Below are 21683 nucleotides of genomic sequence, written 5' to 3' on the forward strand. Positions count from 1 at the left end.
AAACTTTCAGGTTAACCCTGCGCGCGCAAACCCCCGGACGCACGCGCAGGGACATGCGGTCCCAATTCCATCCGGCACGACAGGCTGAAAGCCTGTCGCGCCAGCCTATGTATATGAAGTTTTGGCGGGCGCGGTTTCGGGCGCGCCGTTCATTCTGGCAGTGTTACAGTGAATTCCCCGTCGTTGACCGATACGGTGCCAACTCCCGCCTTCATGGAGCGCACCACCGCGCTGCCGTGTTTTTTATCGCGGGAAAGGGTTTGGGTTTTGAGGTTGATGAACGCTATGCCCTCGCCGTTGGTCCCTATAATCAGGTAATCGCCATGGCGCACAAGCACGGTGGGCCAGCAGTATACATCCTTGGGATAGTAAAGCGGCTGGAATTCCTTTTTAACGGAGTCGTAGGCCGTTACGCCGGACTTGAACCATGCCGTGTATACGATGGTGCCGTCCTTGACCTGCGATTCCACCGTGTAATTCGGCGCGCCTTTGAACCAGCGCAGCTTGAGTTTTCCCGCAGAGCCGTTGTCGCGCTGCCACAGATACCAGCAGTAGCGCGGGTCGGACGGATTGGCCTCCGCGCCCGCCGCGTCGGCGTAGCCGTATTCGTACATCAGTTTTGTCAGAAACTCCCTTTCTGCCGCCATCTGCGGCAGTTTCCAGTTGGAGGTGAAGGTGGCGGAGGAAAGCTCCGTCTCGTTGCCGGAGCGGTGAATGTTTGCTGCCACCGCGGCGCATTTGTCCGGGTTGAAGGCGTATAGCACCGTGTCGGTGGCGTTTGTCCCGCCGGAGATGGCGGAAACGAAAACGCTTTTCCCTCCGGGCACTGAAAACACGCCCATTTCGTCGGGGCGGTTGAATTCGGCGTAAAAATCGGCGTCCGCCTGCGAGGCCGGGCCGGCGGAGCAGCCCCCGCCGCCGATCATAAAGCTCCAGCCACCGGAGCCTTCGTGGAATTCCACCGTTCTGGCGGCTTTGCCCTCGCCCGCCTTTACGGATGGGTTTCCGGAGTCCGGCATCTTTATAAGGGATATCGCGCTTTTCGCGCCGGAGGCGCGGCTGGTTTTAGCGGATTCGGCGCAACGCGCCGGGGCCGCGCATACAAGTATCGCTAATGTCAGGTGCGTGATGTTTTTCATGCCTGCCTCCAGAAAATATTCTGCCGGAAAAACGGCTACCAAAGTATAGCGCAAAGGCCTCTTGATGTCAATTGACTGCGCAGCCGGCCAACAACTATAATACTGGCGGTCCGTGCCGTTTGACGGCGCGCTGAAACCAAAGGGAGAGGGGTTTATGAAAAAAATACAGGTCTGCTGCGCGGCGGCTGCATTGCTGCTGTCGTGCGTGTTTCCCTCCTTTGCCGGAGAAGCCGGCATAAGGCTTACCAAAATGTCCAAGGCTTTCGCGAAAAGCGCGACTGCGGCGGGGCTCAACAATCCCTCGCTGGCGATATTGCCCTATTCCGCGGACAGGAAACTTTCTGCCCGCCATGTGGACGAGGCTTGCACCCAGCTGGTGATAACGCGGTTCATGAGCGACGGCTCCTTCAAGGTGCTGGACCGCAGCCAGACCGGAGGCGGTGCCTCGGAACTGGACACCCAGTCCGCTGCCAGGATGGGCAAGCAGGCCGGCGCGAAGCTTGCGCTGTTCGGGAGCGTAACCAGACTGGGCAGCCAGTATCATCTCAGCACCACCCTGGTGAACGCGGATTCCGGCGAGGTGGTGGACTCCGACGTGACTGAAATCCCTGTTCCGGTGCTGGAGGAGGACGCCTCGCGCTATATAGTAGCCGAGGCCGACGACCAGACCGTGGGCCTCTACCTCACCTTCGCGGGCGGGCCGCTGAAAGTGGCAAACACTCCGCCCTCAACCTTCAGCAGCACAACGATTTTCCCGGCCAATCCGAAATCCTCGCTTATGGCCGCCGGCGTGGGCGCGCGTTATTTCCCCTGGGCGAACTGGATGTTTGACCTGACCGCCTTCCTGCATGCGGAGTTCACGCCGGATGCGATGCTCTACAGCATGAATCCTCCCCCCCAGGGCGGGCAGCGCGTGCAAGAGGCCTCCATACGCAGCGACGGCCCCATGGCCCGGCTGACGCTTAACCGCGTGGTTCATTTGTTCGGGCCTTTCCGCGCCATCGTCGGCGCCGGCGCTCTTGTGATGAGCATGAAGCAGCAGGACAACGGCAACCATAATTCCATCTACAACGGCAACATTACGGTATATCCCGGCAACAACGACAAAAGCGACTATTTCACCCCCACCGCCCGGCTGGGGCTGGAATGGAAGGTGCAGAAGCGGCTGGGGCTTTCGGTGTTCGGCAATTACAACTTCAAGAAACTGGAGTACACCGACACGATACAAATCAACGGACCCCAGCAGCAGATGGTGGTGCGGCGAATGGAGTATCCGCAGGTTTTCGCGGACGCCGCGCTGTCGCTGTATTTTTAAAAGGAAGCATGCGAAAAACCGCCCCGCTGCCGACGGCAGCGGGGCGGTTTTTGCTGGTCGTTGAATCTGGCTGTCTTGTGCAGACAGAAACAACCGTTCCCGTTGTACAGCGGAATTCATCGGCGGCTGGCGGGGCATTCCTGCGCAGGATTCTCCTTAGAGTCTGCTGAAAACCCCCTTTCGGGGTCTTTTGGCCGCTCTTGCCTTTGCAGCTTCGCGGCTTTCTCCCCACAACTGCGGGAAATGGGATAATGCCGCGGGAAAATGCTATGATGCTTATACCGCCATGAATTTGTTTCTGTCATCACTGGTGCTGCTTGCTCTTGCGGGTGCGGTTTCGCTGTTTTCCCGCACGGTCCGCGTTGCGGCTGCGGCGACGGTCGCGGCCTGCGCGCTGGGACTGGCCGGCATTGTCCCCGCTTTGCGGGGCAATATCATATCCATATCGCTCCCTTTACACATACCCGGCGGACGGTTTTACCTGGCGGCGGATTCGCTTAGCGCATTGTTCCTGGTCCCGCTTTTCCTGCTGGGCGGCTGCGCCGCGGTCTACTCGCTCGGCTATATGCAAAAGCGGCGCGGCGCGGCGTTTCTCCTTATGAATCTGCTGACGGCGGCGATGGCGGTGGTGTTTACCGCGCGCAACGGGATGCTTTTCCTTATAGCATGGGAGTTGATGGCGGTGTTCTCGTTTCTGCTGGTGGTGTGGGATTATGAAGACAGCCAGTCCCGCCAGGCCGGCTGGATTTATCTGGTAGCCTCGCATCTGGGGACGGCCTGCATAATCGCGCTGTTTGCGCTGGCATGGGGCAAATGCGGCTCTCTGGATTTTGACGCTTTCCCCCGCGCTTTTGCGCTGCTGCCGTTTGGCGCGGTGGCCGCGCTGACGCTGCTGGGTTTTGGCGCAAAGGCGGGGTTTTTCCCGCTTCACGTGTGGCTGCCGAAGGCTCATCCCGCCGCGCCCAGCCATATATCCGCGCTGATGTCGGGAATCATGATAAAAGCCGGGATATACGGCATACTGCGCATGGCGCTGATGTTTGTGCCCGCGCCGCAATGGTTCGGCTGGGCGCTGGTTTTAATCGGCGCCGCCTCCGGCCTGATGGGGATAGCTTTCGCGCTGGCGCAGCGCGACGTGAAACAGTGCCTCGCCTATTCCAGCGTGGAGAATATCGGGGTCATAGCGCTTGGCCTGGGGCTGGGGTTTGTCGGAGTTTCCGCCGGGCGGAAGGACATCGCGTTTTTCGGATTCTCGGGCGGCATGCTGCATGTGATAAACCATGCGCTGCTCAAAGGCCTGTTGTTTATGGGGGCGGGGGCCGTCTACCACGGGACGGGAACCCGCGATATGGAAAAATTGGGCGGGCTGCGGCGCGCCATGCCGGTTACGGCGGCCTGTTTCATGGCGGGCTCCGCCGGGATAGCCGCATTCCCGCCGCTTAACGGTTTTGTCGGCGAGTTGATGATTTATATGTCCGCCTTCAAGGCGTTGTCCGTGGCGGACGCGGCTCTGGCCGGGCTTGCCGCGCTGACGGCGCTTGCGCTGACCGGCGGGCTGGCAGCGGTCTGTTTTGCCCGGATGTTGGGCGTTATTTTTCTGGGCCAGCCGCGCAGCGCGCCGGAGAAGGCTTTTCATGAAGCCCCCCGGACCATGCTTGCGCCGATGATTGTGTTGGCCGCGCTGTGCGCTGTCATAGGAATCTGCCCGGTCCTTGTGCTGCCCGCCGTTTTTCCGGCGGCGGCGATGTTCTGCGGCGCGTATTTCGGGGCGGATGCCGTGATAGCGGGCGCGGGCATAGCGGGCTGCCTGCTCGGCATTCTGGCGGCGGCGTTGTGGATTTTCAGAAATTCGCTGCTTGACGGCAGGACTGTGTCCTCCGCGCCCACATGGGGCTGCGGCTACTCCGCGCCGAATGCCAGGATGCAGTACACGGCCTCTGCCTTCGCGCAGCCGGTGCTGTCTATGTTTGCGCTGGCCCCGCATGCCGAGCCGGCAAAGGAATTATTCCCCAAAACCGCATCCTTCCACAGCCGCAACCGCGACCTGGCCAAGGCCAGAATCTACAATCCGCTTTTCGGGCTGGTGGAGGATAAATTGTCCGTCCTGCGCGTCATACAGGGCGGCAGCATTCACGCTTATATTCTGTATCTGGCCGTTGCGCTGGTGGCTTTGCTGATATGGGCTTTGATATAAACTCGCTCGCCGATTTCCTTGCCGCGCTTGTGTGCGCGCCGTTCCTGCTTGGCGTAATCAACAGGGTGAAGGCGTTTTTCGCCGGAAGGCGGGGCCAGCCCGTTTTGCAGCTTTATTACGACCTGGGGAAGCTGCTGCGCAAGGGCGCGGTTTACAGCTCCGTGTCCGGCCCTGTGTTCCGGGCGGGGCCGGTGATAGGCCTTGCCGCCGTAACCGGCGCGCTGCTTTTCGTGCCGGCGGGCGGGCACGGCGCGTTGCTGGGTTTTAGCGGGGACATGATATTGTTCGCCTATCTGCTGGGGCTTGCGCGCTTTTTCACGGTATGCGCCGCGCTGGACACCGGCTCCAGCTTTGAGGGGATGGGGGCCAGCCGGGAGGCGTTTTTCTCCGCGCTGGCGGAGCCTGCGCTTTTCATGCCGCTGGCCGTGCTGGCGGCAAAGACGGGCGAAATCTCGCTGGAGGCGGCGTTCCGCTCCTCGTCCATGGTGGCGGGGACGCCGCTGCTGCTTGTGGCGGCGGCATTGTATCTGGTTTTCCTGGCGGAAAACTGCCGCATCCCGCTGGACGACCCCAACACGCATCTTGAGCTTACGATGATTCACGAGGTCATGGCGCTGGACCACAGCGGCCCGGATTTCGCGCTCATCTCCTACGGCGCGGCGCTCAAGATGTGGCTGCTGGGCGCGATACTCGCGCGGCTGGCGTTTCCGTTCGGCGGGATGGGATGGGCGGCCAACGCCGCGCTGTTTTTATCGGCCATGCTGGCGCTGGCGGTTATAACCGGCACAGTGGAATCCTGCATGGCCCGGCTTAAGATGACGCGCGCCCCGGCGATGCTTTTGTCGGCGCTGGCGCTGGGCTTTGCGGCTTTTCTGGTGGCTTGATGGACTTTCTTATAGTCTCGCTGATGCTTTCCTCCGTCGCGCTGTGCGCGACGGGGCGCATACGCTCGCTGGTGCGCATAGCGGTGTTCCAGGGATTGATACTGGGGCTGCTGGCGGTGTCGCGCCAGTTCACGGCGCAGACGGCGGCGCTGGCGCTGGCCACGGTGGCGGTGAAGGCGGTCATATTCCCCTATATACTGATGCGCGCCGTGGAAAAGGCCGGCGCGGTGCTGGAGCCGCGGCCTTATGTGGGCTACAACCCGTCCATAGCGGTATGCATGGCGATGCTGGGAATTTCGGCGTGGATTGCGCGCAAATTCTCGCCGCAGGCGCCGCTTGCGGCGGCGGGCGCGTTTTTCACGATGTTTGCGGGGCTGTTCGTCATCATCTCGCGCCGGACGGCTTTTTCCCAGGTGATAGGCTACCTTGCGCTGGAGGGCGGGATATACAGCTTCGGCCTCTCGCTTTCAGGCGATACGCCCGCCGCGGTGGAACTGGGGCTGCTGCTGGACCTGTTTGCGGCGGTGTTTATCATGGGCATAATGGTCTACCGCATAAGCGACGAGTTTGACCACGCCGACATGGAAAAAATCTCGTTCCTGAAGGATTCCGGCGATTATGATTAGCCTTGCGTTATGCGCCCCCGCGCTGGCCGGGCTGGCAGCCCTGATTTCCGGCAAAAAAGCGGCGCGCGCGCTGCTGACCGGGGCCGCCGTTTTCAACCTCGCGCTGTGCGGGCTGCTGTGGCGTTTTCCCCCCGCCTCCGGCAGCTGGTTCATGGCGGACAGCGCTTCCCTTATATTCCTTGCGGTTACGGGGCTGTTGTTTGCGGCCTGCTCTTTCTACGCGCGCGGGTATCTGGACACGCTCTCGCCCAAGCCGCATATATTCTCCGGCGTTTTCGGCGACGAGCCGGAGCCGGTGTTCATCTCCTTCCTGCTGCTTTTCCTGGCGGCCATGAATTTTGTGTGCCTCAGCAGGCATATCGCGATGATGTGGGTCGCGCTGGAGGCGACGACGCTGGTCAGCGCGCCGCTTATCTGCTTTCACCGGACGCCGCGCTCTCTGGAGGCGGCGTGGAAATACCTTATGATATGCTCGGTCGGCATCGCGCTGGCGCTGCTGGGAAATTTCTTCATAGCCTCCGCCGCCGGCGCGGCCAATGTTCCCATGCTCTGCGACGTCCTGCGCGACAGCGCGCGGCTGCTGAACCCGCTGTGGCTGAAGCTGGCTTTCGTGCTGGCCTTTACCGGCTACGGCGCGAAGATGGGGCTGGCCCCAATGCACACCTGGCTGCCGGACGCGCACGGCGAGTCGCCCTCTCCGGTTTCCGCGCTGCTGTCGGGCGCGCTGCTCAACTGCGCCTTTTTGTCGCTGATGCGGGTGGCGGCGGTATGCAGCGGCGCCGGGCTGGGCGAATTCGTAAACGACGTGTTCCTGTTTTTCGGCATAGCATCGGTGGTTATCGCGGCGGCCTTCATGCTGCGCCAGCGCGACTACAAGCGGCTGCTGGCCTATTCCAGCGTGGAGAACATGGGCATAATCGCCGCCGGCGTGGGCGCGGGAACGGTGTACGGCGCGGTTTTGCAGGCCATCAACCATTCGCTGGTAAAGGCGATGCTGTTCATGGCCTCCGGCAATATACTGCGCGGCTTCCGCACCAAAAGCTCAGCCGAGGTCGGCAACCTGGCGGCGATGCCGTTTACCGGGTTTTTATGGGCCGCCGGATTTATGGCGATACTGGGGCTGCCGCCTTTCGGCATTTTTGTGAGCAAGCTGGTCATAATAAAGGCGATGTTTGCCTCCGGGCACGGACGGGCGGGCGCGCTGTTTATTTTCATGCTGGCGGTGGTGTTTGCCGGGGTGGCGCATTCGGTTATGGGGATGTTCGCCCCCTCCGGCGCCAAACCGCCCCAGGGGCGGGAGCGGCTTGTATTCATACTGCCCGCCGCGCTGCTGGGCCTGTGCGCGCTGGCGACGGGGCTGTATATCCCGCAATGGCTTGACGCCGCCGTTAAATCCGCCTCCGCCGCGCTGGGGGGCGCATGGTGAAGGATATTCTTGATATAGTGGCTTTCCGCAACCGCGTCATAAACGCGGTCTCAGGCGGGAAGGCGCTGCTTGCGCTGTTTGCGCTGCCTGAACATGTCCTCTGCGCCGTTCTGGGCGACAGGGAGAAGCGCTCCGCTGAAACCCTGTTTGCCGCCGTTGAAGGCGACGAATACCCTTCGCTGACCCCGCAATGCCCGCAGGCGCATATGTTTGAGCGCGAGATAGCCGAGCAATACGATATCGCGCCGCTGGGCCATCCCTGGCTGAAACCTGTCAGATTCCACAGGCCGTACCGCGCCGGCGCGAAGGTGTTTGCCGAAACCGGTCCCGCCGTCTGCGACTTTTTCCGGGTGGAGGGCGCGGAAATACACGAGGTCGCCGTCGGCCCCGTTCACGCCGGCATCATAGAGCCGGGGCATTTCAGATTCCAATGCTATGGCGAGAATGTCCTGCATCTTGATATCGCGCTCGGTTTCCAGCACCGCGGCGCGGAGCGGGCGCTGGTCTCAAACCCGAAACGGCGGATTTTTTACATGGAAACCCTGGCGGGGGACACCACCATAGGCCATACCCTCGCCTATTGCCGCAACATTGAATCGCTGGGCGGGATGCAGATTTCGGAAAGTGCGGAGGCGGCGCGCGCCGTCGCGCTGGAGCTGGAGCGTCTTGCCAATCACGCCGGCGATCTGGGCGCGCTGGCCGGGGATATAGGCTATCTTCCCACAATGTCTTTCTGCGGGCGGCTGCGCGGCGATTTTCTTAATATGACCGCGCTGCTTTGCGGCAGCCGTTTTGGGCGGGGGCTGCTGCGCGGGGGCGGGCTGCGCCGCCCTGTTACCAAAGAAATAGCGGATGAACTGCTGTCCCGGCTTATCGCGGCGGAGGCGGATTTGAAAAACGCCGTGGAACTGCTCTGGAACACACCTTCCGTCCTTGCTCGGTTTGAAAATACTGGCGTTATCTCGGCGGAGAATGCCGTGGCTCTCGGTCTTGCCGGTCCCTGCGCGCGAGCCTGCGGCTTGGGGATAGACGCCAGAAAGGATTTCCCGTCCGGAATTTATCTCAAACGCGAATTTGAGCCCGCCGTCTGCGCCACAGGCGACGTTTATGCCCGCGCCATGACGCGCTGGATTGAATGCCGGGATTCGATAGCCCTTATAAAAGAAATTCTGCCCGCCGCTGTATGCGGCCCGGAGCCGGAGGCAAAACCCGCGCTCGCGCCTGACAGCCTGTCTGTTTCCGTGGAGGAGGGCTGGCGCGGCGAGATTTGCCATATCGCCCGCACCGACGCGCGCGGACAGTTGGATTTTTACAAGGTGGTGGACCCGTCTTTCAGGAACTGGCCGGGGCTTGCGCTTGCCATGCGCGGCCAGCAGATTTCGGATTTCCCGCTGTGCAACAAGAGCTTCAATCTTTCCTATTGCGGGCATGATTTATGATTAAAGCGCTTATGGCAAGGCTCGCGCAGCGCGAGCGGACAGTTGAATATCCCGCCAAAGAACCCGTTCTGCCGCCGCGTTTCCGCGGCAGGCCGCAATTGCGCGCGGAAAAATGCTCCGGCTGCGGCAGTTGCGCCGAAGCCTGCCCGACGCAAGCCATAACCGCCGGCCCGTTGTCGCTTGATATGGGCAAGTGCATATTCTGCGGCTTGTGCGCGGAAATTTGCGGCGAAGGCGCGGTAACTTTTACCACTGATTACAAGCTGGCCGCGTCCTCAAGACAGGATTTGACGGGTCCCGAATACCGGCTTGCGCGCGCGCTGGAGAAAAAGACGCTCGCCCTTTTTGGCCGTTCGCTTAAGCTGCGGCAGGTAAGCGCGGGCGGCTGCAATGCCTGCGAGGCGGACGTCAATGTTCTCAACACCGTTGTTTTTGACCTGGGCAGGTTCGGCATTCAGTTTGTGGCCTCGCCCCGCCATGCCGACGGGCTGCTTATCACCGGCCCCGTAACAAAAAACATGGAATACGCGCTGGTTGAAACCTATAACGCCGTCCCCGCGCCGAAAATCGTCATTGCGGTCGGCGCCTGCGCCGTTTCCGGCGGATTATACGCCGGCCATGAGCAGACTGCCGGCATCCCGCCGCAAATTCCGGTAAATCTGTATGTCCCCGGTTGTCCCCCCCATCCGATGACAATTCTGGACGGCCTCCTGCGCCTGCTGGCGAAAATTTGATTCATCCCTCCGCCGGTAAAACTTGCCGGAGGTTGAGCCAATCTGCGCTAATCTGCGTAATCTGCGGGTTATCTGCGTTTAACTGCTGTGGCGTCAGCGTTGAATGAGCAAGTGAAAACAGCTTGCGCGGCGGAAACAGCAAAACCGGCGCTATCGGCGTATGACCCATGCTTTCAGTTTCCCGCCGACAGAAACCGCAGAGCATGTTCTCCGACGAAGCGGCATTTTACCGCAGATGCCCCGCAGATTACGCAGATTAACGCAGATTAACAAAACCGCGCTTTTACAATCCGCATGGCAACCTACTAATTTTTCATTCGATTGTACTGAACGGTACGCTCTTCCTGTGTTTTGACCGCTTCAAGTCTATTTTGCGCGTTAGAGACAAGTTCTGGATCGGGAGCTTTCAAAAGTTCTTCCAGCAATGGCTTTGACTCTTCAGGTTTCATAACATTTATAAGCTTCCATGCAGCTTGTTGAGCGAATTCATGACGGCCTCGCCTAGTTTCCCCATCCCGCAGATAGGCCCGGAATATGGTTTGTATTGATGCACCGGTAACTTTTTCCACAATGTTTATTGCATCCTGCCTGGTTTGCTGTTGAGCTTTGGTAATATCGCCAGTCCATCCAAAACTATCCTCAGGAAAAGAATTCAAAACTATTCTTTTGCTGTCAGGATTGCTCTTCCAGTCAGACAACGATAATCCCTCCCGGTCCATGATTGTAATTATTGCCGCAGCAATGGCAGTGCTCGAAGCAGGCAGTGCTTGGCGAAAAGCTGCTTGCAGCAGTACAATATCATCTTTTGTGCCAATCATTCCCATAATATTCGCTGCAGCCACTTTTCCCAGCCATTCCGGGAGAGATTTGCGGATATCGGAATGAGGAGAGTAATCAGATAACCATTTTGCCGCTAGGGTGTAACCGTCTCGACTGCCTAATTTCGCGAGGGCTTCCGCAGAACAAATTGCTAGCCACCAATCATCACTTATAAGCGTTTTTTTCAGAACAGGAACCGCCTCCGCTGCGCCGATATTTCCCAAAGCAGTTACTACAAGAGCCATGTCGGAAGCAGATGTTGTGCTATCAGTCAAAATCGCTAGAAGTGTCGGCACGATATTGCGATTGCGGCAATAGCCCAAAGATTGGATTAGATTTCCGCTGGCAACCGGTTTCCCAGAGATCAGCAGAGTTATCATTTGCTCTTCCCGCAATGCATCACAATGGCGGCCAAGCAGATAGGCCGCCCTTGAACGAATGGACTGGTCAGAGTCTGTCGCAGCCCTGAATAGTCCCCATTGCGAAACAGGCGTGTCGTGAAGTCCCCAAAAAGTGATTACCTGATTGCGGTCATCATTGCTTAATTTTTCGTATTCAGAATGGCTCTTCTCTATGCGGTGGTTTAAGTTTTTTTGGTGCATAGTCATTTGCCAGCAATATAGTTTTCCCCGTTGTTTGTAGTAAAACCCCAATAATTGTCGTGTAAATGTTTCGCCAAAACAGACGTTAGGCAAGAGCAATGCACATAGAATGGCATAAAGCAAGGTGCCGGCTTGACGTGGCAACATAGTCATGGTTTACTGCCTCCCATAAGCCTGTAACCCTGCGCTGTGTCCGTACCGCCGGATTTGCAGCGAAGGCGCGACATCGTGGATTATATCGACGGACGGCTTTTTCGCTTCAACATAAAATTTGCGCTCCTTGCCGATTTTGAAGCAATAATCCGGCGCGCGTTTTGAACCGGAGATTTCAAGGCTGTCCTCTATTATGACGTCGCGGTAATCCTCGCTTTTGCCGGATTCGTTGGAGACGTCCCAGTCCAGCAGCTCAAAAAACGGATTCAAAAAATCGTTGCGCAGCTTGGCCTCTTTGTAGCCGCCGCTTTTATACTGCGCCAGATTGTCGCGGAACCGCTCCGCAAGCTGGGCGAGTTTGGCCAGCCGCTCCTCGCGGGTCTTATATTTCATACTTCAATTATAGCCGATTGCCGGGCGGCTTTGCCCGGTATCTCGCAAATGCCGCCGGGTTGCGGGGTTATCTCCCCTCTTCCTGTGTTTGGATTTTGGTTTTGAACAGCACCAGGGCTATGGGGGTTAGCAGAGTCATAAATCCTATCAGTAGCCACATGATTTGCGGGTTTCTGGCGCCGGTTTCCGGACAGTAGGTTTGCAGCAGCCAGCCGGACAATGCCCCGGCCACGAATTTCGCCGCGAAATACGGCAGTATGGAAAATCCCATATACGAGGCTTCGTGGCCTTTTGGCGCGATGGATGCTGTGTAGTCGTAGAGGCGCGGGGACCATAAAGCCTCTCCCACGGAAAGCACTACGACGGACAGTATGATGGGCATGTAAAGCGGATTTACATAATTTCCCGGCACGCCAAGAACCGTGTTGACCAGAAAATGCCCCGCCGGGCCGTTGGCTACGCCGGCAAACCATTCCGCCGGCAATGCCGGACATAACATTGAAAGCGCGGTTACAATGCAGCCGGCGGTTATCATTTTATAGGAGGATATTTTCTGCGTCAGCGCGCCCGCTATGGGGACCAGTATCACTATCAGCACCGGATTGAGCATCCCGAACAGCCTGCCTATGGGCGCGCCGCTTCCAAGCTCGCGCAGCGCATATTTGGGGAAGGTGTAATCCATATGCGAAAACGGCAGGCGCACGCCTATTATCAGCGCAAGAAACAGCATGAATTTGAGGAACACCGGATGGCGGCACGCCTCGGCGAAAATGCGGCAGGAGGATTTGATTGTTTCGGCGGCATCGCCCGCCAGCGCGGACAGTGAGAACGCCCGCTCCCCGTTTTGTTTTCCGGGAACGGCGGTGTCTTCGCGCAGCAAAAACCAGGCCAGCAGGAATGCCGGAACATAAAACAGCGCGCTGGCCAGCAGTATCATCCTGTAGGCGCTTATGCCGTAGCCGGCAGCCGTAAAAACTCCGCCCGCGCCTGCGCTGCCGCGTATAAAATCCACCGACCAGCCGGCCACGGCTATGCCGGCGTTGCGTATGGCGTAATAAAGCGAAAAAGCCATGGGCCGCTGCGCCTGGCCGGAATACTGCCTTACCGCCGCCACTGTTACCGGCGTCATCAAAGCCTGGCCCAGCGCCATCGGGAAAAAACCCAGCGCCAGCGCCGCCGGCTTTAGCGGAAGCAGCGCGGCGGCGGCGCCGGTGGCCGCGCATATCGCAAAACCGGACAGGAACGCTTTTTTCAGGCCCACGGCGTCGGCAAACGGCCCCGCCAGCACGGTAAAAACGCATAACAGCGCAGACCATGCCGCCACCAGAAGCCCGGCATTTATATCGCTGTAGCCCAGGTCGTAGGAGAGCCATAATGCCATCACCGGCGTTACCAGGCCGTAGCCCGTTATCGCCAGCATGAAGGAGCCGTAGGTTACCCAAAGCTCCTTCGGCGCGCCTTTGAGGACGGCGAATTTTTCAAAAAAGGCTCTCACTTCAATTGCTCCGCCAGCGGGGTCAGGTCAACGATATATGCGTCGCCTGCCTTGCGGGGCTGCGGCACACCGGAGAAGCCGCCTTTTTCCGCCCGGTAGCTTTCAAGACTTTGCAGAACCGCATCCAGTTTTGAGATGTCGCGCGCCACCAGTATGGGCGAAAATTCCGCCCCCGCATTGCGCCGGATAAATGCCAGGTCGCGCGCCAGGTCTTGCGGCTTTGTAAAGCTCAGCACCAGCGTCCCGCCGCTGTAATACTCTACCTCCGGGCAGATTTGCGGATAGCCCGGCACATAGTCGTATTCCTGATAGGTGGCAAAGCCGTCTATGTTGAAAACTGTTTTTTCATGCGCGGCCGGCATGTCCTTTATGGCTTTTGCCAGCGTGATATCCGACGGCATCACCGGATACGCCGCCGCCGGCGGAGCAAACAGCGCCGCCGCGTTCTGCGCCAAAAGCCATACCGCCGCCACCCCGCACGACACCGCCGCCGCCCCGCCCGGATAATACCGCTTCTCCCGCGCAAGCCGCAGCAGCCCGGAAACGGCTTCAACAATCATCAGCCCGGCGCAAACCGAAATAAATGGAAGCAACTGCCGCACCTGATACGAGAAATTTGCCCCCGGCAGCAGCAGCGGCATCGGCAGCCCGCAAAGCAGCAGCAGAACGGCCAAAGAGCGGGTTTCGCGCCGCGCGAAATACAGATACGCCGCCGCAGCCGCCGCGAAAACCGCAAGCGAAACCGGCGCATAGGCGGAGAGGTAGGGATTGAACGCATCCGCAATTTTGGCCAGCAGCGCGGTGTCATGCCTGCTGCGCGAAAAAAACGTATCCGCCGCGTCCCGCCAGGCGGAATGCAGGCCCAGATACCAGGAGTTTTGCGCGAATTGCAATCCGTGCGCCAGCAGGGGAGCCAGCGCGAACAGCGCGTATTTTTTAAGGCTGAATTCGCGCCGGAGAGCATCCCAGCCAAGCAGGAAACAGAAAACAAAAAGCACCGAATCAAAAGAGCACAGCGAAAGCGCCAGTTGCGCGCCCCACGCCGCCGCGTAAAGCCGGGGAGAATCGTCTTTGTTTGCAATTATCAGGAAGACAAAAAGCCAGCGCAGCATATCGTCCAGCGGCTGATTGGCGAGGCTGTAGGAATAATCCGCAAATGCCGGAGATAAAACATAAAATGCCGCCGCCGCGAAAGCCGCGCTTTCAGGCAGGACTTTTTTCAGCGCGGCGTAAAACAGCGCCGCGCCAAGCAGCGAAATTATTATTGAAACCAGTTGCAGCCCGTGCGCGGATTGCACTCCCCCGAACGAATGGAAAAACGCATACGGGAACAGGTAGCCGGACGGATAATGCGTGTAAAGCCTGCGCGGCCCGACGGAGGGCGAGGTGTGCGGCGATACCCCGTGCGCGTGCTGCGCAAGCGGCGGAGTATCCAGCAGCGGCGCAAAAGAGCTGTATCCCTGCGGCGCGAAAAGAAACTTGTTTTCCTTCCAGCCGCCCTTGTCCCATTGCTTGAGCGAAAGCAGCGTCTGTGTGTCGCCGAATGACCATCCGCTGAAACTGTCCGGCGCAATAATGCGGGTACACAGCAGCAGCAAAACCGCCGCCAGCAGCGACAGAAACACTTTATCCCACAGGGATTTTGCGAGTGTCATGTCCGAATCAGAACGCCGCGCCGCAACGCGACTGGCGCGGCGGCGCGGCGGTTTCAAACCATTGCTTTATTTCTTCCGGTCTATGGCGAACAGCGGCTGTGCGGGCTTGACCGGCCTGCCGTCCTCAACCAGCACTTTACGGACGACGCAGTCGCATTCCGCCTTCACCTCGTTGAACACTTTCATGGATTCAACAAGGCAAAGCACCTGTCCGGCCTTGACCGCTTCGCCCTCGTGTATAAACGGCGGGCTGGACGGCGACGGGGCGCGGAAAAATATCCCCATCAGCGGGCTGGGCACCACGTCGCCTAGCGGCTCCTGCGGCGCTGCGGACGGCGCGGACTGCTGCGCGCCGCCGTGCGCGGGCGCCTGAGCGTAGACCGGCACCGGCACCGACGGCTGGCGCTTGCGTACCAGCCGGACCTGCGTGCCGCCCTGGCTGAACTCCACGGTTTCCAGCTTGTTTTTCTGCATGAAGTCGTAGAGCTTCTGCACTTCATGCAGCACGGGGGAAACCTGCGGTCTGGCAGCGGTTTTTTTCTTGACTGTCATAGTCTATTTAGCGCCTGTTGGCGGGGGAGCGCGGTCCGCGGTCCCTGTCCCCCCCTCCTCCCGTGTTGGGAATAAGGGCCTTGCGGGAGAGGCGGAATTTTCCCATGTTGTCCATCTCTATAATCTTCACCTCCACCTCCTGGCCCATCTCAAGCTCGTCTTCCACGGTGTTGACGCGGCGGTGGGCTATTTCCGAGATATGCAGCAGCCCTTCCTTGCCCGGCAGCACTTCCACGAAGGCGCCGAAGTTCTGGATGGAGACGACCTTGCCTTTGTAGACCTGGCCCACCGACACCTCGGCAGTGTAGTATTCCACGAATTTCTTGGCGGCCTCCACCTTGTCGGCTTCCACGGCGGAGATATAGACCTGCCCTTCGTCGTTGACCTCTATTTTTGCGCCGGTCTCCTCGGTGATGCGGCGGATGTTCTTGCCGCCGGGGCCGATAAGCGCGCCGATTTTGTCCTGAGGTATGGTAACCAGCACAATGCGCGGGGCGTACTGCGATGTCTCCGGGCGGGGGGTGGGAACCGCCGCATCCATGAGGCCCAGTATATGCGCCCTGCCGCGCGAGGCCTGGGAGACGGCCTCTTTAAGGATGTCAAGCGACACGCCGCCGGCTGTTTTCACGTCCATCTGGAACGCGGTGATGCCGTTTTTGGTGCCGGCCAGCTTGAAGTCCATGTCGCCGAGATGGTCTTCCATGCCCATGATGTCGGAAAGCACGGCGTAGCGGCTGCCTTCTTTTATAAGGCCCATCGCTATTCCGGCGCAGGAGGCTTTCATGGGAACGCCTGCGTCAAACAGCGCAAGCGAGCTGCCGCACACCGTGGCCATGGAGCTGGAGCCGTTGGATTCCATGATGTCCGAGACAAGCCGTATGGTGTAAGGGAATTTTTCGTCCGTGGGGAGCAACGGTTCTATGGCGCGGCGGGCAAGCTCGCCGTGGCCGATTTCGCGGCGGCCCGGGGACATGTCGCGCTTGCATTCGCCGGTGGCAAAGCCGGGGAAGTTGTAATGCAGCAGGAAACGCTCCCTGTAAGTGCCTTCAAGGCCTTCCATGAGCTGCATATCCTCCGGCGTGCCGAGCGTGCAGGCCACGAAAGCCTGCGTCTGCCCGCGCGTAAACAGCGCGGAACCGTGGGTGCGCGGCATCAGTGCGGCGCGGATGTCTATGGGGCGGATTTCGTCGGTCTTTCTGCCGTCGGCGCGGACACGTTTGTCCAGCACCAGCTTGCGGCTTTCCTCGTAGACAATCTCCTCTATGGACATGGAGACCAGCGCCGAAGCATTCTCGGTTTCCGCCAGGGTGGCGGCTATGGTCTTTTTGAGGGTCTTTATCGCCGCATCCCGTTTGGATTTTTCAAGGAATGAGCCGAGGATTTTCTCTATCTCGGCGCGGGCCTTTTCGTTGCAGAGGGTTTTTATCTCCGCCGGGACCGGCGTCGGGGTGAAGGTGAATTTCGGCAGGCCCGCCTTTTCGCGCAGCGTAAGCTGCATGCGGCAGAGCTTGTCTATCTCCGGCTTGGCGGTTTCCAGCGCCTTGAAGAGAATATCTTCCTGCACTTCCTTGCCGCCGCCTTCCACCATCAGAATGCCTTCCAATGTGCCGGCGATGATGAGGTCCAGAGTCCCTTCCTCGCGCTGGGCGTGGGTGGGGTTTATCACAAATGCATCGCCAACAAGGCCGATGCGCACGCCCGCTATCGGGCCGTTAAAGGGTATGGGCGATACCATCAGCGCGGCGGAACTGGCGGTTATGCCCAGTATGTCCGCGTCGTTTTCCGCGTCGCTGGAAAGCACCAGCGCGGTAACGTTGGTTTCGCAGGCGTAGCCTTCCGGGAACAGCGGGCGCAGGGAGCGGTCGGTCAGCCGGGAGGAGAGAACTTCCTTGGTTGTAGGCCTGCCTTCGCGCTTGAAAAAACCGCCGGGGATTCTGCCGGCGGCGTAGGTGCGTTCCTTATAGTTCACCGTAAGCGGGGTGAAATCCGAGGGGCCTTCCTTCTGCTCCCCGGTGGAAACCGCGTTGGAAATCAGCGCCGTATCCCCCATCCTTATGACCACGGAGCCGCCGGCCTGTTTGGCCATCAGCCCGGTTTCAATGGAAATAGTCCTATCTCCCACCTTTTCTTCAAGGCGGGTTATGTTGAATTCTGTCATTTGCTTATTTCCTCACTTCCAGCTGCTTGATAAGCTTCTGGTATTGGGCGAAATCCTTCCGTTTGAGATAGCTGAGAAGTCTCTTTCGCTGTCCAACGAGTTTAAGCAGGCCTCTTTCGCCCGCGTAGTCTTTGGAATGGGTTTTCAGGTGGGATGAGATGTAATTGATTCTCTCCGTCAGCAGGGCCACCTGCACCGAGGTGCCGCCCGAGTCGGTCGGGTGAGCCTGGTATTTGGCGATTACGCCGTGTCTTTCTTGTTTTGTCAGTGTCATGTTCGCTTTGTTTTCCTCTTTTTTTCAACGTTAATTCATTATACCCCGTCCGAAGGCGGCAAGTCAAATTTTACGCGCGCTAAAACGCCGCGCGGGACCGTGCCCGGGCGGCGTTTTGCGCGAAGAGAATCAGGACTGTTTTTCAAAAGCCTCCTTCAGCCTGTCCGGTGAAACTATTTTGAAGCCGTTTTCCTTCAGCCAGGGAATTAGTTTGACAATCACGGCCCGGCTCTGGGGATGGACATCGTGCATAAGCACTATGCCCTTGCCGCGCGCCCTGAGGTAGCGCGCGATATTGCCGAACAGGTCGGCGGGATCTTTGGTTTTCCAGTCGTTGGAATCTACGGTCCAGCCCACCGGAATCAGGCCCAGTTCGCTGTATATTCTGCGGGCGTCGCCGGCGCGGATATTGCCGTACGGCGGGCGGAAATACTTCGGGCGCCGGCCCGTGGCTTCCGTTACCAGCTTGATTGTTTTGGCAAGGTCGTCCCGCACCCTCTCCCAGCCGACAGAGGTGAACGGTTTTCCGCTTGGAGTGGCGTGATAGTATCCATGGACGCCCACCATGCTGCCGGACTGGCTTTCCGCGGCGGCCAGCGCCTTGCCGCTGGCGCTTTCCAGACGCGAGCCAAGCACGAAAAACAGGGCCGGCACATTGTTTTCCTTAAGGACATTGACAAAAGTCTGTGTGCGCGAAGGGTCGGGGCCGTCGTCAAAGGTGAGAATGACTTCTCCGGGATTTAGAAACCAGTCATGCTGCTGAAGGTACGGCCTTCCCGCCGCTTTGACTATGCTGTAGTACGGTTTCGGCGCGCCGGGTTCAAGACCGGCCTGCTCCACCTCGCCCTGTTCCGGCGGCATGTGCTGCCGTTCCAGTTCAAGCAGCCTTTCCGATTCTGCGGCTTCGTCCTGTCCGCTTGCGGCGGCCTCGGGTTGCGGCGTCTGGTGCGACCGCGCGGCTTCTATTATTTCTTGCAGGCTGGCGAATTTTCCGAAATCCTGGGCGGATACCGAGGAAACCGCGCCGGATAGTATAAGCGCAACGGCAATGAACAACGTCTTCCGCATACTCACCTCCGTGAGTGGCTGCAAGCAGGTTTCCCGCTGTTCAAATGCAATTCCCGGGCAAGTCCGCCTTGGGAAACCGGCAAGTCACAGATAAATTATTTCAATTGCGGAGTTGCGCCGCATGAGCCATAGGACCCAAAGCAAACCGGGACTTCGGGCCTATGGATATGCAGGGTTGTGGAGGGTTAGGGTTTTATTCTGTCCATCAGGCGCGGGAAGGGGATGGTTTCGCGGACATGCGGCAGGCCGCATATCCAGGCCACGGTGCGCTCTATCCCCAGGCCAAATCCGGCGTGCGGGACGGAGCCGTATTTCCGTAAATCCAGATACCAGTCAAATGCTTCCGGCGGAAGATTGTGTTTTTTTATTTTTTCCACCAGGGTGTCGTGATCGTCCTCGCGCTGTCCGCCGCCGATGATTTCTCCGTAGCCTTCGGGGGCCAGCATATCCATGCACATCGCGGTTTCTGGCTGCTGCGGGTCGTTTTTCATGTAGAAGGCTTTTATCTCCGCGGGATAATGGTGGACTATTACGGGCCTGTCGTAGCGGCTGGAGATTATTGTCTCCTCGTCACCGCCGAAATCGTCGCCCCATTTGGCGCCTTCGGGCTTGTCCTTTGCCAGAAGGTCTATCGCCTCGGCATAGGTTATGCGCGGGAAGGGTTTGACGGCCTTTTCAAGTTTTGAAGTGTCGCGTTCCAGCGCCTTAAGCTCGGCGGTTTTGTTTTTGAGCACGCGGGCCACAATATAGGCCACAAAATCCTCGGCCACGTCCATATCCTTATAGATATCGCAATAGGCCATTTCAGGCTCCACCATCCAGAACTCGGTCAGGTGGCGGCGGGTCTTGGATTTTTCCGCCCGGAAGGTGGGGCCGAAACAATAGACCTTGCCGAAAGCCATGGCGGCGGCTTCCATGTAAAGCTGTCCGCTCTGCGTCAGATAGGCTTTTTCGCCAAAATACTCGGTTTCAAACAATGTGGACGTCCCCTCGCACGCGGCGGGGGTGAAGACTGGCGCGTCCACCAGCAGGAATCCGTTGGAGTTGAAATAGTCGCGCACCGCGCTTACGATTTCCGCGCGCACGTTAAGTGCCGCATGCTGCCGCGAAGAGCGCAGCCATAAATGCCTGTTCTCCATCAGAAAACCGGTGCCGTGGTCTTTGGGGCTGATGGGATAATCCTTTGCCATCTGCACGACGCGGAAATCCTTCACGCCCAGCTCAAAGCCCAAGGAGGAACGCTTGTCTTCGCGCACCGCGCCGGAGACTATGACGGAGGATTCCTGCGTCGCGGCGTCGGCCAGCTTGAACATCTCCTCGGGCACGTCGCCTTTGAACATCACGCACTGAATTATGCCGCTGCCGTCCCGGACCTGAAGAAAATGCAGTTTGCCGCTGGAGCGCTTGTTGTAAAGCCAGCCCCGTATCTCCGCTTCTTTCCCGGCATGCGCGCCGATGTCCTTTATGTAAACGTGTTCCGCCATAAATTCAACTCCCCGTTCCGTTTCCCTTTGGCAGCGCGGTTTTGCGCCTGCGGTTGGGCGGCAGCAGTTCCCTGGGTGTGGCCTGGCGCATTTCGGCCAGTTCAAGGACTGCCTCCAGCTCCGGGGCGGAGCATTCCTCGCGCACAAGCCCCGCTCCCGGCGCATACCAGCGCCGGGCGGAGCCGGAATTTTCAAGTTTTGTCTCCACCCGCATGCAGCCGGAAAATGTCCCGGCGGGGATGGAAACCCTGTCGTCAAGCGCGGCTATGGCGCTTTCGTCGCCGGATTCGCTCCAGCTTTTGCCTTTTGCGGGGGGCAGCGGAAACTCCGTCCTGCCGCCCATCACAATGCCGTCGCCGGCTATCACGGCTTTGGATGTTTTTTTGACGGTGTATAAAATGTCCGCGAAATCGCCGCGGTATTCCGTGGTCATGCGGATATGCGCGGCGGTGTTCCTGCCCGCTTTTGCGATTTTTAGCACTGTAACGGAAACCACAGCCGGGCCGTCAAGCTCGCTGCTGCGGAAATTGTACACGTACCGGGCTGCCAGCTTGAACGGAAAAAAATCTTTCATGTTTATATGATACAATTTGCGGAGACTTTTCCAAACGTATTATGGGTTATGCGGTTTTTCTGCTGCTGGCGCTGGCGGGCTGTTCCCGGAACAGCCCCGATGCCGCGCGCGCGCAGAAGACGGCGCCGGAGCAGGCGGCTGATATGACCGATAAAAAGAACGCACCTTCTTTTCAGGGGGATTACGGCTTTCCCTGGCAGGCGGTTGAAGCCCAGCTGGCGGCGGGAAATTTCAAGGAACTGGAGCAGTATTACGCCGTCAAAAACGGCGTGAAAACGGCCAAACTGGAAATCGCCGCCCGTAAAAATCTCAAACGCAGCCTGCTGATGGATTCGGAAATAACCGCAGGCGACGCCGCTTCCGCCATAAGCGAGTCCGGTCTGGACGCGAAGCTGCTGGACGGCAGCGGCGCAAAACTAACCTCCGCCGTGGACAATCTGCTGTATTTTGACATTCCCCTGGAAACTGCCGCCGCAACAGGCGTCAAACTGTCGCGCGCGGGCTTTGGCGCGCGGCTGCTGGCGCTGCGCGGCCCGTCCGGTTACGGGCAGTAGCGCCGCGCGCATGACTCCCTCCTGACTTGTGCGGAGGGGTTAAATTTCAGACCCACTCCGACGAGAGCTGCTTGAATTTTGGGTGTCCCGCTGGTAAAATTGGGGATGTTTATACGAAAAAAACGCAACAAAAGCGGTTCAATCA

At 59.0% G+C, this 21683-nt stretch carries 19 protein-coding genes; 8 read left to right on the plus strand and 11 right to left on the minus strand.

Going from position 1 to position 21683, the window contains the following annotated elements; all coding sequences use genetic code 11:
* Positions 1 to 149: 149 nt before the first annotated feature.
* On the minus strand, positions 150 to 1139 hold the full coding sequence (locus tag WC421_09775; GenBank protein ID MFA5162523.1) for a hypothetical protein: 990 nt from the start codon (positions 1137 to 1139) through the stop codon (positions 150 to 152).
* Positions 1140 to 1293: 154 nt separating this feature from the next.
* Between WC421_09775 and WC421_09780 the strand changes: the two genes are divergently transcribed.
* From WC421_09780 to WC421_09810, 7 genes are all read left to right on the plus strand, one after another.
* Positions 1294 to 2454 (plus strand): hypothetical protein, encoded by a 1161-nt coding sequence (locus WC421_09780; GenBank protein ID MFA5162524.1) that lies wholly within the window; start codon positions 1294 to 1296, stop codon positions 2452 to 2454.
* 286 nt (positions 2455 to 2740) lie between these two features.
* Positions 2741 to 4648: a proton-conducting transporter membrane subunit gene (locus WC421_09785; protein ID MFA5162525.1), complete on the plus strand. Its 1908-nt coding sequence runs from the start codon at positions 2741 to 2743 to the stop codon at positions 4646 to 4648.
* A complete protein-coding gene (locus WC421_09790; protein MFA5162526.1) occupies positions 4633 to 5532 on the plus strand; it encodes an NADH-quinone oxidoreductase subunit H in 900 nt (299 codons plus the stop codon). The genes WC421_09785 and WC421_09790 overlap by 16 nt, the downstream gene beginning before the upstream one ends.
* Positions 5532 to 6158 carry a hypothetical protein gene (locus WC421_09795; protein ID MFA5162527.1) on the plus strand — a complete coding sequence of 209 codons (627 nt, stop codon included), beginning with the start codon at positions 5532 to 5534 and terminating at the stop codon, positions 6156 to 6158. The genes WC421_09790 and WC421_09795 overlap by 1 nt, the downstream gene beginning before the upstream one ends.
* On the plus strand, positions 6151 to 7584 hold the full coding sequence (locus tag WC421_09800) for a proton-conducting transporter membrane subunit (protein MFA5162528.1): 1434 nt from the start codon (positions 6151 to 6153) through the stop codon (positions 7582 to 7584). Before WC421_09795 ends, WC421_09800 begins: the two co-directional genes overlap by 8 nt.
* Positions 7578 to 9023: an NADH-quinone oxidoreductase subunit C gene (locus WC421_09805; protein ID MFA5162529.1), complete on the plus strand. Its 1446-nt coding sequence runs from the start codon at positions 7578 to 7580 to the stop codon at positions 9021 to 9023. Before WC421_09800 ends, WC421_09805 begins: the two co-directional genes overlap by 7 nt.
* Positions 9020 to 9757, plus strand: a complete 738-nt coding sequence (locus WC421_09810) for a 4Fe-4S binding protein (protein MFA5162530.1) — start codon at positions 9020 to 9022, stop codon at positions 9755 to 9757. Before WC421_09805 ends, WC421_09810 begins: the two co-directional genes overlap by 4 nt.
* A 305-nt stretch (positions 9758 to 10062) precedes the next feature.
* On the opposite strand, the gene WC421_09815 is transcribed toward WC421_09810, so the two are convergent.
* The 10 genes from WC421_09815 to WC421_09860 all read right to left on the minus strand — a co-directional run bounded on the left by WC421_09815 (position 10063) and on the right by WC421_09860 (position 20984).
* Positions 10063 to 11331: a HEAT repeat domain-containing protein gene (locus tag WC421_09815; protein MFA5162531.1), complete on the minus strand. Its 1269-nt coding sequence runs from the start codon at positions 11329 to 11331 to the stop codon at positions 10063 to 10065.
* Positions 11332 to 11334: 3 nt separating this feature from the next.
* On the minus strand, positions 11335 to 11724 hold the full coding sequence (locus WC421_09820) for a hypothetical protein (protein MFA5162532.1): 390 nt from the start codon (positions 11722 to 11724) through the stop codon (positions 11335 to 11337).
* Between the two features lie 67 nt (positions 11725 to 11791).
* Positions 11792 to 13219, minus strand: a complete 1428-nt coding sequence (locus WC421_09825) for an MFS transporter (GenBank protein MFA5162533.1) — start codon at positions 13217 to 13219, stop codon at positions 11792 to 11794.
* The gene (locus WC421_09830) at positions 13216 to 14874 is read right to left on the minus strand and encodes a hypothetical protein (protein MFA5162534.1); all 1659 of its coding nucleotides are present in this window, start codon (positions 14872 to 14874) and stop codon (positions 13216 to 13218) included. The genes WC421_09825 and WC421_09830 overlap by 4 nt, the downstream gene beginning before the upstream one ends.
* Before the next feature lie 66 nt (positions 14875 to 14940).
* Positions 14941 to 15426, minus strand: a complete 486-nt coding sequence (locus WC421_09835) for a biotin/lipoyl-containing protein (GenBank protein ID MFA5162535.1) — start codon at positions 15424 to 15426, stop codon at positions 14941 to 14943.
* A 7-nt stretch (positions 15427 to 15433) separates the two neighbouring features.
* Positions 15434 to 17584 carry a polyribonucleotide nucleotidyltransferase gene (locus WC421_09840; GenBank protein ID MFA5162536.1) on the minus strand — a complete coding sequence of 717 codons (2151 nt, stop codon included), beginning with the start codon at positions 17582 to 17584 and terminating at the stop codon, positions 15434 to 15436.
* A gap of 4 nt (positions 17585 to 17588) precedes the next feature.
* A complete protein-coding gene (rpsO, locus tag WC421_09845; GenBank protein ID MFA5162537.1) occupies positions 17589 to 17858 on the minus strand; it encodes a 30S ribosomal protein S15 in 270 nt (89 codons plus the stop codon).
* Positions 17859 to 17987: 129 nt separating this feature from the next.
* Positions 17988 to 18926, minus strand: coding sequence for a polysaccharide deacetylase family protein (locus WC421_09850; protein MFA5162538.1), 939 nt, complete (start codon positions 18924 to 18926; stop codon positions 17988 to 17990).
* Between the two features lie 185 nt (positions 18927 to 19111).
* Positions 19112 to 20410 carry an asparagine--tRNA ligase gene (gene asnS, locus WC421_09855; protein ID MFA5162539.1) on the minus strand — a complete coding sequence of 433 codons (1299 nt, stop codon included), beginning with the start codon at positions 20408 to 20410 and terminating at the stop codon, positions 19112 to 19114.
* Positions 20411 to 20414: 4 nt separating this feature from the next.
* A complete protein-coding gene (locus WC421_09860; GenBank protein ID MFA5162540.1) occupies positions 20415 to 20984 on the minus strand; it encodes a hypothetical protein in 570 nt (189 codons plus the stop codon).
* Positions 20985 to 21025: 41 nt separating this feature from the next.
* Here WC421_09860 and WC421_09865 point away from each other — a divergent pair, with 41 nt between their 5' ends.
* Positions 21026 to 21538: a hypothetical protein gene (locus tag WC421_09865; protein ID MFA5162541.1), complete on the plus strand. Its 513-nt coding sequence runs from the start codon at positions 21026 to 21028 to the stop codon at positions 21536 to 21538.
* Positions 21539 to 21683: the final 145 nt, after the last annotated feature.

It is taken from the genome of Elusimicrobiales bacterium, from assembly GCA_041651175.1.
In the GTDB taxonomy this organism is placed as follows: domain Bacteria; phylum Elusimicrobiota; class Elusimicrobia; order Elusimicrobiales; family Elusimicrobiaceae; genus JAQTYB01.